14 protein-coding genes are annotated in these 17,532 nt (G+C 63.1%); 9 read left to right on the forward strand and 5 right to left on the reverse strand.

Going from position 1 to position 17,532, the window contains the following annotated elements:
- Window positions 1-18: 18 nt before the first annotated feature.
- From MRBLPB4O_RS22970 to MRBLPB4O_RS23010, 9 genes are all read left to right on the forward strand, one after another.
- Entirely contained in the window at window positions 19-618 is a 600-nt protein-coding gene (locus MRBLPB4O_RS22970) for a LysE/ArgO family amino acid transporter (RefSeq protein WP_049273246.1), read from the forward strand.
- A 238-nt stretch (window positions 619-856) separates the two neighbouring features.
- A complete protein-coding gene (locus MRBLPB4O_RS22975) occupies window positions 857-1,453 on the forward strand; it encodes a Fe-Mn family superoxide dismutase (protein ID WP_341796694.1) in 597 nt (198 codons plus the stop codon).
- A 248-nt stretch (window positions 1,454-1,701) separates the two neighbouring features.
- Window positions 1,702-3,756 carry a GGDEF domain-containing phosphodiesterase gene (locus MRBLPB4O_RS22980; protein WP_016498084.1) on the forward strand — a complete coding sequence of 685 codons (2,055 nt, stop codon included), beginning with the start codon at window positions 1,702-1,704 and terminating at the stop codon, window positions 3,754-3,756.
- A 158-nt stretch (window positions 3,757-3,914) separates the two neighbouring features.
- Window positions 3,915-5,252, forward strand: coding sequence for an imelysin family protein (locus MRBLPB4O_RS22985; protein ID WP_341796695.1), 1,338 nt, complete (start codon window positions 3,915-3,917; stop codon window positions 5,250-5,252).
- A 277-nt stretch (window positions 5,253-5,529) separates the two neighbouring features.
- Window positions 5,530-6,957 carry a di-heme oxidoredictase family protein gene (locus tag MRBLPB4O_RS22990; RefSeq protein WP_016498082.1) on the forward strand — a complete coding sequence of 476 codons (1,428 nt, stop codon included), beginning with the start codon at window positions 5,530-5,532 and terminating at the stop codon, window positions 6,955-6,957.
- 20 nt (window positions 6,958-6,977) lie between these two features.
- Window positions 6,978-8,042, forward strand: coding sequence for an imelysin family protein (locus MRBLPB4O_RS22995; protein ID WP_341796696.1), 1,065 nt, complete (start codon window positions 6,978-6,980; stop codon window positions 8,040-8,042).
- A 2-nt stretch (window positions 8,043-8,044) separates the two neighbouring features.
- Window positions 8,045-9,142, forward strand: a complete 1,098-nt coding sequence (locus tag MRBLPB4O_RS23000) for a DUF1513 domain-containing protein (RefSeq protein ID WP_341796697.1) — start codon at window positions 8,045-8,047, stop codon at window positions 9,140-9,142.
- Window positions 9,143-9,421: 279 nt separating this feature from the next.
- Window positions 9,422-10,570: an efflux RND transporter periplasmic adaptor subunit gene (locus tag MRBLPB4O_RS23005; protein WP_341796698.1), complete on the forward strand. Its 1,149-nt coding sequence runs from the start codon at window positions 9,422-9,424 to the stop codon at window positions 10,568-10,570.
- A gap of 12 nt (window positions 10,571-10,582) precedes the next feature.
- A complete protein-coding gene (locus MRBLPB4O_RS23010) occupies window positions 10,583-13,627 on the forward strand; it encodes a multidrug efflux RND transporter permease subunit (protein ID WP_341796699.1) in 3,045 nt (1,014 codons plus the stop codon).
- Between the two features lie 168 nt (window positions 13,628-13,795).
- On the opposite strand, the gene MRBLPB4O_RS23015 is transcribed toward MRBLPB4O_RS23010, so the two are convergent.
- From MRBLPB4O_RS23015 to colR, 5 genes are all read right to left on the reverse strand, one after another.
- Entirely contained in the window at window positions 13,796-14,029 is a 234-nt protein-coding gene (locus MRBLPB4O_RS23015; protein ID WP_341796700.1) for a hypothetical protein, read from the reverse strand.
- Window positions 14,029-14,727, reverse strand: a complete 699-nt coding sequence (locus MRBLPB4O_RS23020) for a lipopolysaccharide kinase InaA family protein (protein WP_341796701.1) — start codon at window positions 14,725-14,727, stop codon at window positions 14,029-14,031. The genes MRBLPB4O_RS23015 and MRBLPB4O_RS23020 overlap by 1 nt, the downstream gene beginning before the upstream one ends.
- A gap of 6 nt (window positions 14,728-14,733) precedes the next feature.
- A complete protein-coding gene (locus MRBLPB4O_RS23025; protein WP_341796702.1) occupies window positions 14,734-15,414 on the reverse strand; it encodes a class I SAM-dependent methyltransferase in 681 nt (226 codons plus the stop codon).
- A gap of 108 nt (window positions 15,415-15,522) precedes the next feature.
- Window positions 15,523-16,827, reverse strand: coding sequence for a HAMP domain-containing sensor histidine kinase (locus tag MRBLPB4O_RS23030; RefSeq protein WP_084966573.1), 1,305 nt, complete (start codon window positions 16,825-16,827; stop codon window positions 15,523-15,525).
- Window positions 16,817-17,500 (reverse strand): two-component system response regulator ColR, encoded by a 684-nt coding sequence (gene colR, locus MRBLPB4O_RS23035; protein ID WP_016488935.1) that lies wholly within the window; start codon window positions 17,498-17,500, stop codon window positions 16,817-16,819. The genes MRBLPB4O_RS23030 and colR overlap by 11 nt, the downstream gene beginning before the upstream one ends.
- Between the last annotated feature and the right edge of the window lie 32 nt (window positions 17,501-17,532).

The raw sequence follows: 17,532 nt of genomic DNA on the forward strand, positions 1-17,532 counted from the left end.
CTTTATGGAGGGCACGCCATGTGGCAAAGCTATCTCAACGGCATGCTGGTGGCCTTCGGCCTGATCATGGCCATCGGCACCCAGAATGCCTTCGTCCTCGCCCAGAGCCTGCGCCGCGAGCATCACCTGCCGGTAGCGGCGCTGTGCATTGTCTGTGACGCTCTGCTGGTGGCTGCCGGGGTATTCGGCCTGGCCACGGTGCTGGCGCAAAACCCGACCTTGCTGGCCGTTGCGCGCTGGGGCGGCGCGTTGTTCCTCATCTGGTACGGCGCCAAAGCCCTGCGCAGTGCCTTTTCCAAACAAAGCCTGCAGCACCAGGAAGGCCAAGGCATGCGCTCGCGCCGTGCCGTACTGCTCAGTGCGCTGGCGGTAACGCTGCTGAACCCGCACGTCTACCTTGATACGGTGTTGCTGATCGGCTCGCTGGGCGCCCAGCAGACCGAGCCTGGCGCCTATGTGGCCGGGGCGGCCAGTGCCTCGCTGCTGTGGTTCTCGACCTTGGCGATCGGTGCGGCCTGGCTGGCACCGTGGCTGGCCCGCCCGGCGACCTGGCGCATGCTCGACCTGATGGTGGCGGTGATGATGTTCGCGGTGGCGGCGCAATTGATCTTCAACTGAGCTCTGGCCTGCATGGCCCGGCACACATCGGTTGGCCTGGAAACGACCACCACTGGTCGGTACCCGCCAACCGCTGCGGAACCTCTATTCCCTATGTTTGTTGCGTGGTTATGCGCCGGGGCTGGTGCTATGATCGCCCCCTTGCGTCGCAAAGAGTACAAACTCGCCGACGCTCAGAGGGCCGCCCGTGATCGGCCCTGCGCAAACCGCGAACTAGACCTGAATCAGGAGATCCACCATGGCTTTTGAATTGCCGCCGCTGCCGTACGCCCACGATGCCCTGCAGCCGCACATCTCCAAGGAAACCCTGGAGTATCACCACGACAAGCACCACAACACCTATGTCGTGAACCTGAACAACCTGGTCCCAGGCACCGAATTCGAAGGCAAGACCCTGGAAGAGATCGTCAAGACCTCTTCGGGTGGCATCTTCAACAACGCCGCTCAGGTCTGGAACCACACCTTCTACTGGAACTGCCTGTCGCCAAACGGCGGCGGCCAGCCTACCGGTGCCCTGGCTGAAGCCATCAACGCCGCTTTCGGTTCCTTCGACAAGTTCAAGGAAGAGTTCACCAAGACTTCGGTTGGCACCTTCGGTTCCGGCTGGGGCTGGCTGGTGAAGAAAGCTGACGGTTCCCTGGCCCTGGCCAGCACCATCGGCGCCGGTTGCCCGCTGACCAGCGGCGACACCCCACTGCTGACCTGCGACGTCTGGGAACACGCCTACTACATCGACTACCGCAACCTGCGTCCGAAGTACGTCGAGGCGTTCTGGAACCTGGTCAACTGGGCCTTCGTTGCCGAGCAGTTCGAAGGCAAGACCTTCAAGGCCTGAGTCCTTCAGCCCTGAACGTAAAGACCCGGCCATGTGCCGGGTTTTTTTATGCCTGTGCCCGCGCAGAGGCCGGCACGGTTTTGCTTGCTCAGCCCGTATACCGCGCTAACATCAAACCTCTGGAAGATTGACACAGCGCACTCAAGTTGCGGGGTCAGGCAACCGATACACTGCTCATGATCGGCCGGTAGTGTATCGTCATCGTTGATGGCAAAATGATGCCATGCGCATGGATTAAGGAAACCCCATTGAAGCTGGAATTGCGGAACAGCTTGTCGGTCAAGTTGCTCAGGGTCGTGCTGCTGTCGGCGTTGGCGGTTGGCGTCGTGCTCAGCTGTGCGCAAATTGTCTACGACACTTACAAGACCCGCCAGGCCGTGAACAACGATGCCCAGCGCATCCTCGACATGTTCCGCGACCCCTCCACCCAGGCGGTGTACAGCCTCGACCGCGAAATGGGCATGCAGGTGATGGAAGGCCTGTTCCAGGACGAGTCGGTGCGCATGGCGTCCATCGGCCACCCCAACGAAACCATGCTGGCAGAAAAGTCCCGCCCGCTGCAGGACATGTCCATGCGCTGGCTGACCGACCCGATCCTCGGCCAGGAACGCACCTACACCACGCAACTGGTCGGCCGCGGCCCCTACAGCGAATACTACGGCGACCTGAGCATTACCCTGGACACCTCATCCTACGGCGAAGACTTCCTGATCAACGCGGTGATCATCTTCATTTCCGGCGTACTGCGGGCCTTGGCCATGGGCCTGGTGCTGTACCTGGTCTACCACTGGCTCCTGACCAAGCCGCTGTCCAAGATCATCGAGCACCTCACCCAGATCAACCCCGACCGCCCCAGCCAGCACCAGATACCGCTACTCAAGGGCCACGAAAAGAACGAACTGGGCCTCTGGGTCAATACCGCCAACCAGCTGCTGGCATCGATCGAGCGCAATACCCACTTGCGCCATGAAGCCGAAAACAGCCTGCAGCGCATGGCCCAGTACGATTTTCTCACCGGCCTGCCCAACCGCCAGCAACTGCAGCAGCAACTGGACAAGATTCTCGTCGACGGCGGCCGCCTGCAACACCGTGTGGCGGTGCTGTGCGTGGGCCTGGACGACTTCAAGGGCATCAACGAGCAGTTCAGCTACCAGGTCGGTGACCAGTTGCTGCTGGCCCTGGCCGACCGCCTGCGGGCCCACAGCGGCCGCCTGGGCGCTTTGGCGCGGCTGGGCGGTGACCAGTTTGCCCTGGTGCAGGCCAATATCGAGCAGCCCTATGAGGCGGCCGAACTGGCGCAAAGCATCCTCGACGACCTGGAAGTGCCCTTCGACCTCGACCACCACCAGCAGATCCGCCTGCGCGCCACCATCGGCATCACCTTGTTCCCCGAAGACGGCGACAGCACCGAGAAGCTGCTGCAGAAAGCCGAACAGACCATGACCCTGGCCAAGGCCCGTTCGCGCAACCGCTACCAGTTCTACATCGCCAGCGTCGACAGCGAGATGCGTCGCCGGCGCGAGCTGGAAAAGGACCTGCGCGAAGCCCTGCCGCGCAACCAGCTGTACCTGGTGTACCAGCCACAGATCAGCTACCGCGACCACCGCGTGGTCGGCGTCGAGGCGCTGCTGCGCTGGCAGCATCCGGAGCTGGGCATGGTCCCGCCGGACCAGTTCATTCCGCTGGCCGAACAGAACGGCAGCATCATCAGCATCGGCGAATGGGTACTGGACCAGGCCTGCCGGCAACTGCGCGAATGGCACGACCAAGGCTTCAGCGAGCTGCGCATGGCGGTCAACCTGTCCACCGTGCAGCTCCACCACAGTGAACTGCCGCGGGTGGTCAACAACCTTCTCCAGGCCTACCGCCTGCCGCCACGCAGCCTGGAGCTGGAAGTGACCGAGACCGGCCTGATGGAAGACATCAGCACGGCCGCCCAGCACCTGCTGAGCCTGCGCCGCTCCGGGGCGCTGATTGCCATCGACGACTTCGGCACAGGCTATTCGTCGCTCAGCTACCTGAAATCACTGCCGCTGGACAAGATCAAGATCGACAAGAGCTTCGTCCAGGACCTGCTCGACGACGATGACGACGCCACCATCGTTCGGGCCATCATCCAGCTGGGCAAGAGCCTGGGCATGCAGGTGATTGCCGAAGGGGTGGAAACCGCCGAACAGGAAACCTACATCGTTGCCCAGGGATGCCACGAGGGCCAGGGCTATCACTACAGCAAGCCGCTGTCGGCCCGTGAGCTGACCAGTTTCCTCAAGCAGGCGCAGCGGAATCAGGTTTCGATGCTCTGAGCCGGCCTGCCCGGTTACAGGCTGTGACCGGCAATTACATGAATTGCACGCCCGCCCCTTTACAGCAAATGCAAATCTTTCGCATGATGTTGCGGTTTCGCGTGCCACGGCGCACGGTCCACCCCTTGGTCCAACCACACGATGCAGGAAAACCAATAATGATTCGAATGCCTCTGGCCTCCGCCAGTCTGCTGGCCATTGCCATCGCTCTCGCCGGTTGCGGTGAAAAGGACGACAAAGCCGCCGCGCCGCAAGCCCAGGCACCTGCTGCTGCCGCCAGCACCACCGCTGCTGCGCCAGGGGCTGTCGACGAAGCCGCCGGCAAAGCCGTGGTCAAGCACTACGCCGAAATGGTCTACGCCGTGTACAGCGACTCGCTGAGCACCGCCAAGGCCCTGCAGACTGCAGTCGACGCGTTCCTGGCCAAGCCCAACGACGAAACCCTGAAGGCCGCCAAGGAAGCCTGGTTCGCCTCGCGCGTACCGTACCTGCAGACCGAGGCCTTCCGCTTCGGCAACACCATCATCGACGACTGGGAAGGCCAGGTGAACGCCTGGCCGCTGGACGAAGGCCTGATCGACTACGTCGACAAGAGCTACGAGCACGCCTTGGGCAACCCGGCCGCCGGCGCCAACATCATCGCCAATACCGAGATCCAGGTGGGCGAAGAGAAGGTCGACGTCAAGGACATCACCCCCGAGAAGCTGGCCAGCCTGAACGAACTGGGCGGTTCTGAAGCCAACGTCGCCACCGGCTACCACGCCATCGAGTTCCTGCTCTGGGGCCAGGACCTGAACGGCACCGGCCCAGGCGCTGGTAATCGCCCTGCGTCGGACTACCTGGAAGGCCAGGGCGCCACTGGCGGCCACAACGATCGCCGCCGTGCCTACCTGAAAGCGGTCACCGACCTGCTGGTCAAGGACCTCGAAGAGATGGTCGGCAACTGGGCGCCGAACGTTGCCGACAACTACCGTGCCAAGCTGGAAGCAGAGCCTGTCAACGACGGCCTGCGCAAGATGCTGTTCGGCATGGGCAGCCTGTCGCTGGGCGAACTGGCTGGCGAGCGCATGAAAGTTTCGCTGGAAGCCAACTCGCCGGAAGACGAGCAGGACTGCTTCAGCGACAACACCCACTACTCGCACTTCTATGACGCCAAAGGCATCCGCAACGTCTACCTGGGCGAGTACACCCGCCCGGACGGCACCAAGGTGGCCGGCCCGAGCCTGTCGTCGCTGGTCGCCAAGGCTGACCCGGCCGCCGACGCCACCCTCAAGGCCGACCTGGAAGCCACCGAAGCCAAGATCCAGGTGATCGTCGACCACGCCCTCAAAGGCGAGCACTACGACCAGCTGATCGCCGCCGACAACGCAGCCGGCAACCAGATCGTGCGTGACGCCATCGCCGCCCTGGTCAAGCAGACCGGTGCGATCGAGCAGGCTGCAGGCAAGCTGGGTATTGCCAACCTGAATCCGGACACCGCAGATCACGAATTCTGATCTTGCTGTAGCGGTTCTCAGAAAAGGCGGCCTTCGGGTCGCCTTTTTGGCATCTGGCCCTATCGCAGGCAAGCCAGCGCCCACAGGTACTCAACAGGTTTTGAGGCTGGTGGTTTACCTTTGGGAGCTGGCTTGCCGGCGATAGGGCCCGACCAGGCCATCAAAAACACTGGCCAACTGACACCGATTTCATCCAGCAATTGCAAATTGCTCTTATTCAAACACCCCCACTTTGCTAAGCTTGCACGCCGGTTTTCGCTCACGCCCAGGATCCTTGATGTCCTCGTCGCTGTCCCGACTTTCCCCCCTGCTGCTAACCCTTGCCCTCGCCGCCTGTGACGACGCCCCGCGTTTCACCCAGGCCGAGCCCGGCGAAGCGTTGTCGGGTGGCAAGGCGACCGTGCAGCGCAGCGACCGCAACGCCTATTCATTGCCCTCGGCCAACCTCTCGCCCGAGCGGCGCCTGGACTTCGCCGTGGGCAACAGCTTCTTCCGCAACCCCTGGGTGATCGCCCCGTCCACCACCACCGCACGTGATGGCCTGGGCCCGCTGTTCAACACCAACGCCTGCCAGAACTGCCATGTGCGCGATGGCCGTGGCCACCCGCCAGAGCCGGATGACAGCAACGCGGTGGGCATGCTGGTACGCCTGTCGATCCCCGACCAGCCCTACCTGGCCAAAGTCATCGAGCGCCTCGGCGTGGTGCCGGAGCCGGTGTACGGCACCCAGTTGCAGGACATGGCCATCCCTGGCGTGGCGCCAGAAGGCAAGGTGCGGGTGAGTTACACCCAGGAAACCGTGTCGTTCAAGGACGGCCACCAGGTCGAGCTGCGCAAGCCAACCCTGCAGATTACCCAGCTCGGCTATGGCGTGATGCACCCCGACACCCGTTTTTCGGCGCGGGTAGCCCCCCCGATGATCGGCTTGGGCCTGCTCGAAGCCATCCCCGAAGCCGACCTGCTGGCCAACGAAGACCCGGACGACCACAACCGCGACGGCATTCGCGGGCGGGCCAACCGGGTGTGGGACGACGCCCAGGGCAAGACCGTGGTCGGTCGCTTCGGCTGGAAGGCCGGGCAGCCCAACGTCAACCAGCAGAACGTGCACGCCTTTGTCGGCGACATGGGCCTGACCAGTACCCTGCAACCCAAGGACGATTGCACCCCTGCCCAGGCCGACTGCCTGGCCGCGCCCAACGGTGACGGTGCCGATGGCGAAAAGGAAGTCAGCGACAACATCCTGCGCCTGGTCACCTTCTACACCCGCAACCTGGCCGTACCGGCCCGCCGCGATGTGAACGCGCCGCAGGTGCTGGCGGGCAAGAACCTGTTCTACCAGGCCGGCTGCCAGGGCTGCCACACTCCGCAGTTCACCACCGCCGCCGATGCCGCCGAGCCAGAGCTGGCCAACCAGGTCATCCGCCCTTACACCGACCTGCTGCTGCATGACATGGGCCCGGGCCTGGCTGACGAACGCACCGAATTTGCCGCCAACGGCCAGGACTGGCGGACCCCGCCCCTGTGGGGCGTGGGCCTGAACGAAACGGTCAGCGGCCACAGCCAGTTCCTGCACGACGGCCGCGCCCGCAACCTGCTTGAAGCCGTGCTCTGGCATGGTGGCGAAGCCGACGCGGCACGCAACTTCGTACTCACTTTCAATGCCGAGCAGCGCGCCGCGTTGCTGGCGTTCCTGAACTCACTTTAAAACGCGCAAAGGAGCCGGGCATGTTCCGACCCAAACTGTTGTTCACCAGCCTCGCCGCACTCGCCCTCGGTGCCTGCTCGCCGCAGGATCCGCAAGCAGTGACCTCTGCCGCCATCGCCAAACAGGTCATTCTGCCCACCTACAGCCGCTGGGTCGAAGCCGATCGCGCGCTGGCCGCCAGCGCCCTGGCCTACTGCGAAGGCAAGGAAAACCTGGACAAGGCCCGCGCCGACTTCCTCAACGCGCAAAAGGCCTGGGCCGAGTTGCAGCCGCTGCTGGTCGGCCCGCTGGCCGAAGGCAACCGCGCCTGGCAGGTACAGTTCTGGCCCGACAAGAAGAACCTGGTCGGCCGCCAGGTCGAACAGCTGGTCAATGGCGACAAGCCGGTCGATGCCACGACCCTGGGCAAGTCCAGCGTGGTGGTTCGTGGCCTGTCGGCCTACGAGTACATCCTGTTCGACAGCAAGCCGGACATCGCCACGGCCGAGCAGAAAGCCCGCTACTGCCCGCTGCTGGTGGCCATCGGTGAACACCAGAAGGTCCTGGCCGAGGAGATCCTCAAGGGCTGGAACAGCACCGACGGCATGCTTTCGCAGATGACCAAGTTCCCGAACCAGCGCTACGCCGATTCCCACGAGGCAATCGCCGACCTGCTGCGCTCCCAGGTCACCGCCCTGGATACCCTGAAGAAGAAGCTGGGTGCGCCGATGGGTCGCCAGAGCAAGGGCATCGCGCAGCCGCTGCAAGCCGAAGCCTGGCGCAGCCACAACTCGCTGAAAAGCCTGGAGGCCACCCTCAAGGCCGCCGAAACCGTTTGGGTCGGGGTCGACAACCAGGGCCTGCGTGGCCTGCTGCCCAGCGATCAGAAAGCGCTGGCGGACAAGATCGACGCCGCCTACGCTACCTCGCTCAAACTGCTGGCCGACAATCAGAAAACCCTCGGTGAGCTGTTGGCCGACGACGCTGGCCAGCAAACCCTCAACCAGATCTACGACAGCCTCAACGTCGTCCACCGCCTGCACGAAGGCGAGCTGGCCAAGGCGTTGAACATCCAGCTGGGCTTCAATGCCAACGACGGTGACTGATCATGCTGCGACGCCAGGCACTCAAAATCGGTAGCGTATTGCTCAGCGCCCTCACCTTGGGCGGCTGGAGCCTGTTCCGCAACAAAGGCAGCGAACCCTTGCTGCTCTCGGCGCGTGACGATGGCGACGGCAAGCACTATGCCGTCGGTTTCCGCCTGGACGGCACCCAGGTGTTCAGTACCCAGGTCGCACAGCGTTGCCATGCCATCATCCACCACCCCGAGCAGCCGATCGCCCTGTTCGTCGCCCGTCGCCCAGGTACCGAAAGCTACCTGGTCGACTTGCGCGACGGGCGCCTGCTGCAAACGGTAGCCTCGCAGCCGAACCGGCACTTCTACGGCCACGCCGTGGTGCACAAAGGCGGCGAATGGCTGTATGCCACCGAGAACGACACCACCGACCCGGGCCGGGGCGTGCTCGGCGTGTACCGCTTCGAAGGTGAACGCCTTGTACACACCGGCGAGATCCCGACCCACGGCATCGGCCCGCACGAGGTGGCCTGGCTGCCCGATGGCGAAACGCTGATCGTGGCCAACGGCGGTATTCGCACCGAAGCCGAAAGCCGGGTGGAGATGAACCTTGACGCCATGCAGCCGAGCCTGGTGCTGATGCAACGCGACGGCACCCTGCTGAGCAAGGAAACCCTGGCCCAGCAGATGAACAGCGTGCGCCACCTGGCGGTGGGCAGCGATGGCACCATCGCCGCCTGCCAGCAGTTCATGGGCGATGCCGATGAAACTGCCGAGCTGCTGGCGATCAAGCGCCCGGGCGAGCCGTTCAAGGCCTTCCCGGTGCCAGAGCGGCAGTTGCAGGCCATGGCCCAGTACACCGCAAGCGTTGCCATCCACAGCGAACTGCGGCTGGTGGCACTGACCGCGCCCCGGGCCAACCGCCTGTTTGTCTGGGACCTGGACAGCGGCGCAGTTCGCCTGGATGCACCCATGCCTGATTGCGCAGGGGTTGGCGCGGTGAAAGACGGCTTTATCGTCACCTCCGGGCAGGGCCGTTGCCGGTTCTACGATTGCCGCAAGGCCGAACTGGTCGGGCAACCGATGAACCTGCCATCCGGCTTCTGGGACAACCATCTGCATCTCGTCTGATTCCCACAGGCACACTCGGTCGTTGTAGGAGCGGCCTTGTGCCGCGAATGGGCCGCAAAGCGGCCCCAGGATTTCTGCATCTGCGTGTTGCTTTCCGGGGCCGCTATGCGGCCCATTCGCGGCGCAAGGCCGCTCCTACAAGGGGCTGTGCAGGCCGCGCCATCGCAATCCATTTCCCGGCCAGCCAAAAACAGTCAATACTTCCCCCATCCACACGTGGGCAGGATCGCCCGTTGTCGTGTCCAGGCTAATAACAACCGTATCCAAGGAACCGGACCTATGCTGCGCCGCCGCATGCTGATCATGTTGGCCGTGGTTCTGCTGATCGTGCTGGCCCTGGGGGGCTACAAGGCTTTCTCGATCTATCAGCAGATCCAGATGTTCACTGCCCCCAAGCCGCCCATCACCGTAGCGGCAGCCTTGGCCGAACAGCGCCAGTGGCAAGAGCGCCTGCCCGCCGTCGGCAGCCTCAAGGCACTGCAAGGTGTGGAGCTGAGCCTGGAGGTGGAAGGTATCGTCAAATCCTTGCACTTCGACTCGGGCCAGCAGGTCAAGGCCGGGCAACTGCTGCTGCAACTCAACGACGAGCAGGAAACTGCCCTGCTCGGCACCGCCCAGGCCGACCTGGGCCTGGCCAAAGTCGATTTTGGCCGTGGCAGCCAACTGGTCGGCGACTCGGCCATCTCCCGTGGCGAGTTCGACCGCCTTAGCTCCCAGTACCGCCGAAACCAGGCGGTGGTCGAGCAGCTCAAGGCGCAGAAGATCAAGAAGAGCATCAATGCCCCGTTCAGCGGCACTATCGGTATCCGCCAGGTGGACATCGGCCAGTACCTGGCCGCCGGCACGATGATCGCCACCCTGCAGGACACGTCCAGCCTGTACGTAGACTTCAATGTGCCGGAGCAGGCCCTGCCGAAGTTGAGCCTGGGCCAGCAGGTGCTGTTGCAGGTGGCCGCCTACCCGGGCCAGACCTTCCCCGCCAGCCTCAGTGCCATCAACCCCAAGGTCGAGGAAACCACGCGCAACCTGCTGGTGCGTGCCACCTTGGCCAACCCCGACGGCAAGCTGCTGCCCGGCATGTTCGCCAACCTGCTGATCCTGCTGCCCAACCCGCAACCGCAAGTGGTAGTGCCGGAAAGCGCCATTACCTACACCCTGTACGGCAACTCGGTGTACGTCGCCGCGCCGAAGAAGGACAAGGACGGCAAGCCAGAAAACGACGACAAGGGCCAACCCCAGCTGGTCGCCGAACAACGCACGGTCCAAACCGGCGAGCGCCGCGACGGCGTGGTGGTGGTCAGCAAGGGCCTGCAAGCCGGCGAACAGGTGGTCACCGCCGGGCAACTGAAGCTCACCCCCGGCGCCGCGATCCGCATCGGCCAGGACAAAGCCCTCAAGCCCGAACAGGGCGCGGCGGGCAAGGACTGACAGGAGGCTGGCATGGCGTTTACCGATCCGTTCATCCGTCGCCCGGTACTGGCCAGCGTGGTCAGCCTGTTGATCCTGCTGCTGGGCTTCCAGGCCTGGAACAAGCTGCAGATCCGCCAGTACCCACAAATGGAAAACGCCCTGATCACGGTAACCACCGCTTACCCCGGGGCAAACGCCGAGACCATCCAGGGCTACATCACCCAGCCACTGCAGCAAAGCCTGGCAAGTGCCGAAGGCATCGACTACATGACCTCGGTGAGCCGGCAGAACTTCTCGATCATTTCCATCTACGCGCGCATCGGTGCCGACAGCGACCGGTTGTTCACCGAGTTGCTGGCCAAGGCCAACGAAGTGCGCAACAAACTCCCTCAGGACTCCGAAGACCCAGTGCTGAGCAAGGAGGCCGCCGATGCCTCGGCGCTGATGTACGTGAGTTTCTACAGCAAGGAAATGAGCAACCCGCAGATCACCGACTACCTGTCACGGGTCATCCAGCCCAAGCTGGCCACATTGCCAGGCATGGCCGAGGCGGAGATTCTCGGCAACCAGGTGTTTGCCATGCGAATCTGGATCGACCCGGTGAAGCTGGCCGGCTTCGGCCTGTCGGCCACCGACGTGACCAATGCCGTACGCCGCTACAACTTCCTCTCTGCTGCCGGTGAGGTGAAAGGCGAATACGTGGTTACCAGTATCAACGCCAGTACCGAGCTGAAGTCGGCCGAAGCGTTCGCCGCCCTGCCGGTCAAGACCAGCGGCGACAGCCGCGTGCTGCTGGGCGATGTGGCGCGGGTAGAGATGGGCGCAGAAAACTACGACACGGTCAGCTCGTTCGACGGCACGCCATCGGTGTATATCGGCATCAAGGCCACCCCGGCCTCCAACCCGCTGGAAGTGATCAAGGAAGTGCGGCGTATCATGCCTGAGCTGGAAAGCCAGTTGCCCTCGGCGCTGAAGGTGTCGATCGCTTACGACGCCACGCTGTTCATCCAGGCCTCAATCGACGAAGTGATCAAGACCCTCGGTGAAGCGGTATTGATCGTGATCGTGGTGGTGTTCCTGTTCCTCGGTGCCCTTCGCTCGGTGCTGATCCCGGTGGTGACCATTCCCCTGTCGATGATCGGCGTGCTGTTCTTCATGCAGATGATGGGCTACTCGCTGAACCTGCTGACACTGCTGGCGATGGTGCTGGCCATCGGCCTGGTGGTGGACGATGCCATTGTCGTGGTGGAGAACATCCACCGGCACATGGAAGAAGGCAAGTCGCCGTTCGACGCGGCACTGGAGGGCGCCCGCGAGATCGCCATGCCGGTGGTGTCGATGACCATCACCCTGGCCGCCGTGTATGCACCCATCGGCTTCCTCACCGGGCTCACAGGGGCCTTGTTCAAGGAGTTCGCCCTGACCTTGGCCGGGGCGGTGGTCATCTCCGGCATCGTGGCCCTCACCCTGTCGCCGATGATGTGCGCCCTGCTGCTGCGCCAGGAGCAGAACCCCAGCGGCCTCGCCCATCGCCTGGACAAGATCTTCGAGCACCTGAAGGTGCGCTACCAGCGCCTGTTGCACGCCACCCTGGATAGCCGCCCGGTGGTGCTGGTGTTTGCGGTGATCATCCTGTGCCTGATCCCGGTGCTGCTCAAGTTCACCCAGAACGAACTGGCGCCCAACGAAGACCAGGGCGTGATCTTCATGATGAGCAGCTCGCCGCAGCCGGCCAACCTCGATTACCTCAACGCCTATACCGACGAGTTCACCACGCTGTTCAAGGCCTTCCCCGAATACTACTCATCCTTCCAGATCAACGGCTTCAATGGCGTGCAGACGGGTATCGGCGGCTTCCTGCTCAAACCCTGGAACGAGCGCGAGCGCACACAGATGGAGCTGTTGCCACTGGTGCAGGCCAAACTGGAGGAAATCGGCGGCCTGCAGATCTTCGGCTTCAACCTGCCCTCCCTGCCCGGTACCGGTGAGGGCCTGCCGTTCCAGTTCGTGATCAATACCGCAGGTGACTACCCGGCACTGCTGGAAGTGGCCCAGCGCATCAAGACCCGCGCCCAGGAGTCGGGCAAGTTCGCCTTCCTCGACATCGACCTGGCCTTCGACAAGCCCGAAGTGGTGGTCGACATCGACCGGGCAAAAGCAGCGCAGATGGGGGTGTCGATGGACGCCTTGGGCGGCACGCTGGCAACCTTGCTGGGCGAGGCGGAAATCAACCGGTTCACGCTGGAAGGACGCAGCTACAAGGTGATAGCCCAGGTCGAGCGGCTGTACCGTGACAACCCCGGCTGGCTGAACAACTACTACGTGAAGAACGACCAGGGCCAACTGCTGCCGCTGTCGACCCTGATCACCCTCACCGACCGCGCCCGCCCGCGCCAGCTCAACCAGTTTCAGCAGTTGAACTCGGCGATCATCCAGGGCGTGCCCATGGTCAGCCTGGGCGAAGCGCTGAAGACGGTGCAGGACATCGCCCGCGAAGAGGCCCCGGAAGGCTTTGCCTTCGACTACGCCGGCGTGGCCCGCCAGTACGTTCAGGAAGGCAGCGCGCTGTGGGTTACCTTCGGCCTGGCACTGGCGATCATCTTCCTGGTGCTGGCAGCACAGTTTGAAAGTTTCCGCGACCCACTGGTGATCCTGGTGACGGTGCCATTGTCGATCTGCGGGGCGCTGCTGCCGCTGTTCCTGGGTATATCGAGCATGAATATCTACACCCAGGTCGGGCTGGTGACCTTGATCGGGCTGATCAGCAAACACGGCATCCTCATCGTCGAGTTCGCCAACCAGCTGCGTGAGGAACGCGGCCTGAGCGTGCGCGAGGCGATCGAGGAAGCGGCGGCGATTCGCCTGCGGCCAGTGCTGATGACAACGGCGGCAATGGTGTTCGGCATGGTGCCGCTGATTCTGGCGACCGGCGCCGGGGCGGTCAGCCGTTTTGACATCGGGACGGTGATCGCCACCGGGATGTCGATTGGCACGCTGTTTACCTTGTTTGTGCTGCCTTGTATCTACACCCTGTTGGCACACAGGGCGGTGGCTAAAGAACCTGCTGTAGCCTGATCCGGCCCCTTCGCGGGTAAACCCGCTCCCACAGGTACTGCACAGGTTCCGTACCTGAGCTTTACCTGTGCGAGCGGGTTTACCCGCGAAGAGGCCGGTGAGGCAGACACAAAAATGCCAGAGGCCCCGCGATTGCGGGGCCTCTGGCGTTTCTAGCTCACACCGGGTTCAGCCAAATGGCCGCAACCCTTGACGCAGACCGAACAGGAACAACAAAAGGTCCTGATCCGGCGCGACCTTTGCCTGCTGCTGCGGTTTCGCTTCCCGCGGCAACGCGCACTGGTCGGCCATCTCAGCCTTGCTGAACACGGTCGGCCTCGGCTCTTCCCAGGCAGCCACCGCCACGGTGGTCACGGCCAGGCCAGCTACCAGGAACAAAGCTCGAGCTATTTCTAGTTTCATTACCCTAACCCTTTGACAGCGCTGCCAAACGCCATCTTGTAAAAGTAGAGCAGCGTCTGCCATTCCGCGTCATTGAGCGACGAATGGCGGCGCAGCTGGCGCAGGTCGTTACCTGCCGCACGCTGACAACTGATACGCCGCCGGCACTTTTCCAGGTCCAGCAGCGCCACTTCGACGCGCGCTTGCTCGCCTTCGCCAACCACCTTGATGAATACGTGCTTGCCATACAGGCAGCCGTGCTGCCAGTGCCCCAGGTGCATGCGCGCAAGGTTGTCCGCCAGGTCCTTGAGCATGCGCTCATGCACCACCTGCGGGTAACGCTCACGGGCACCTTCGGCATGCCAGTTGTCGAGTTCGATAAACCCGTCCAATGCTTCGCTCACCAGCAGCGCACGCCATTGGTGGTCGGCATCGCGTTCGGCACCACAGAAGACGATGCGCGGTACACGCACGCCCAGTTGCTCGAAGCTGTTCAGCGCATCGAGTTCACGCAATACGGTCGGCCGGCCAAAAGGGTGCAGCAGGCTGCGGTAGATATGCCCGACCTGACGCTTGGCATACAGCAGCTTGCCATTGGCATCGTTGAGACGTTGCACACCACTCTCACCACCGCGGCGCTGGTTAGGTTCCTCCACCCACTCGCCTTGCTGGCGCCAGTAAAAATCAAACCGCGACTCCCCTTTCTGGGCTACAGCCATCAAACACTACCCCTTACGCAATACGTAAACCCGCCACATGGCATAGAACGGCAGGAAGTCGAGGCGTTCCTGGATTCTGAAGCCTGCGGCCCTGAATTCTTCTTCGACCGTTTCGGCCGGTAACACAAAACGGTTCTGGTAATTGTCCTGGTCAGCCTTGGCACTGCGACGCTCTTCGAGTTTTTTTCGGCGCCAGGCCTTGAAGTTGCCATCCACCCACAGGGACAGAATCACACTATCACGGCTAACCCGCTGAAATTCCGAAAGAATGGTCTTTCTGTGGGCGGATTCGCCAATGTGGTGGAACAGTCGCATACAGAAAATGCTGTCCACCGAGTTGTCCGGCAGGTCAATGGCAAACGCAGAAGTCTGCAAAGGGCGTACCCGTGCCACCACTTCTGGCGGTTGGGCGGCGCACGCTGTCTCGATCATCGCCTCGGAGTTGTCGGCGCCGATGATTACCCGATTGGTTTTTTCCGCTAGCAGCGCCCAGAAACGGCCAGCACCGCACGGCAGGTCCAGTACCAGGCCAGGTTCGCCAGCCAATGCCAGGGCGCGACGCGCCAGTTGCTCATCTCGCTTGTGGGAAAGGCGTCGCGCCAGGCCGTCCTGGTGCTTGAGAAAGTACTCACGCGCATGGTCTTTGTCGTACTTCTCGGAAAATTCAAGCTTGATGGGGCTACGCATTGGGCATCTCCTGACTCCAGTGCTGCTCACCTTAGGTAAGCAAGCGTCGGAATCAGGTCATGCCAATGTGAAAAAAATGTTGCGCGCCAATTGACCTGTTACAAACCATTACTCGGCCATGCCGTCGCCTTTGGCAGCGGTATTGCTCAGGTCGACCTGGAAGCGGCAACCATGCGGCAGGGTAGACGTGAGGGTAACGCGCCAGCCCTGGTCATCACAGATCCGCTGCACCAGCGAAAGCCCCAGCCCCAGGCCCTCGCCGCGCCGCTCGTCGCCGCGTACAAATGGCTTGAACATGGCTTCGCGCTGCTCCTCGGGGATGCCCACACCGCTGTCCTCCACACTGAAGCCGTTGGCTTCCAGGCTCAGGCGGATATAGCCGCTGTCGGTGTAGTGCGCAGCATTGCGCAGCAGGTTGCCCATCACCGACTGCAGGAAAGTGGCGTTGTACAGCACCGGGCTCGCGCTGACGCGGCCATCGAAGTACAGGGTCAGGCCCTTTTGCTCAATGGTGTCGCGCCACACGCCGATCAGTTCGTCGGCCACTTCGCGAAGGGTCGCCTGCGAGGCCACCGCGCCCTCATCACGCTGCGCCCGCGCCAGCATCAGGAAGGTCTTGACCAGCTCGCGCATCTCTTCCGTGGCCCGCGCCACGCGCTCTACCTGGCTGCGCGCGCGGGTGTCGAGGTTGGGGTTTTCCATAAGCAGTTCGCAGGACGTTGCCAGCACCATCAACGGCGTGCGCAGCTCATGGCTGACGTCACTGGTGAACAGCCGTTCGCGGGTCAGCGCGTCGCGCAGGCGACCCAGGGTATCGTCGAAGGCCACTGCCAACTGGCCGACTTCGTCTGCGGCATAGTCCGGTGCCAGCGGCGGGGCCAGGCCCAGCAGCTGGTCGCGGTGACGCACCTGGCGGGCCAGGCGGATCACCGGCGCCATCACCCGGCGCGCCACCAGCCAGCCGAGGATGACGGCCAGCACCAGGCTGAGCACGAAGCCCACCACCACCACCGCGAACAGCACGCGCTCGCGCTCTTCGAAGTCGCTCTGGTCCTGCAGCAGTACATACCGGCGGCCATCGACGATCTCGACCATGGCGTGGTACGAGAGCTGGTCGCGAAACACCTCGTGGAAGCCCCGGTCGAGGTGGCGCAGATCCTTGGGCAGCTCGAAGTCGTCACGCCCGCCGCTGAAGTAGAACAGCTGATCGGGGCGTGGCCGGTGGCTCCAGTCGCTGACGCTGTCCATGCGCAGCAGGCGCTGCAGGTCACCGCCCAATACCGAGGAAATCAACCGTTCTTCGACCAGGTGCACAGTGGCAACGATTCCGAAGGCGAACGCCCCGGCCACCAGCGCGCTCATCAAGGCAAAGGCGATGATGATGCGCTGGGCAAGGCTTTGCTTAAACTCCATCGCGGCCCTCGGCGAGGCGATAGCCGACGCCATGGACGGTATGCAGCAACGGTTTTTCAAACGGTTTGTCGATCACCTGACGCAGCTGGTGCACATGGCTGCGCAGGCTGTCGCTGTCAGGGCAGTCGTCGCCCCACAAGGCTTCCTCCAGCACTTCGCGGCGCAGCACGTGCGGGCTTTTCTGCATCAACACTGCCAGCAGCTTGAGGCCGACAGGGTTGAGCTTGAGCAGGCGCCCCTGGCGGGTAACCTCCAGGGTGTCGAGGTCGTAGCTGAGGTCGGACACCTGCAGCGTACGGCGCCCGCCGCCTTGGGCACGGCGCAGCACCGCTTCGATGCGCGCCGCAAGCTCCGACAGCGCGAACGGCTTGAGCAGGTAGTCGTCGGCCCCGGAGCGGAAACCTTGCAGACGGTCGTCCAACTGGTCGCGGGCGGTAAGCATGATCACCGGCGTGTCGCGGCGGGCGTCTTCACGCAGGCGCTTGCACAGGGTGTAGCCATCGATGCCGGGCAGCATGATGTCCAACACGATCAGGTCGTAGTGTTCGGTGGCAGCCAGGTGCAGGCCGGACAAGCCATCCTGGGCGCAGTCAACGGTGTAGCCCTTCATGCCCAGGTAATCGGCCAGGTTGGCCAGGATATCGCGGTTGTCTTCAACCAAAAGAATGCGCATCGGTTTCTCCTGTGCGGCGCTTCTCGCTGTGG

Source organism: Pseudomonas sp. LPB4.O (assembly GCF_038383825.1).
GTDB lineage: Bacteria > Pseudomonadota > Gammaproteobacteria > Pseudomonadales > Pseudomonadaceae > Aquipseudomonas > Aquipseudomonas putida.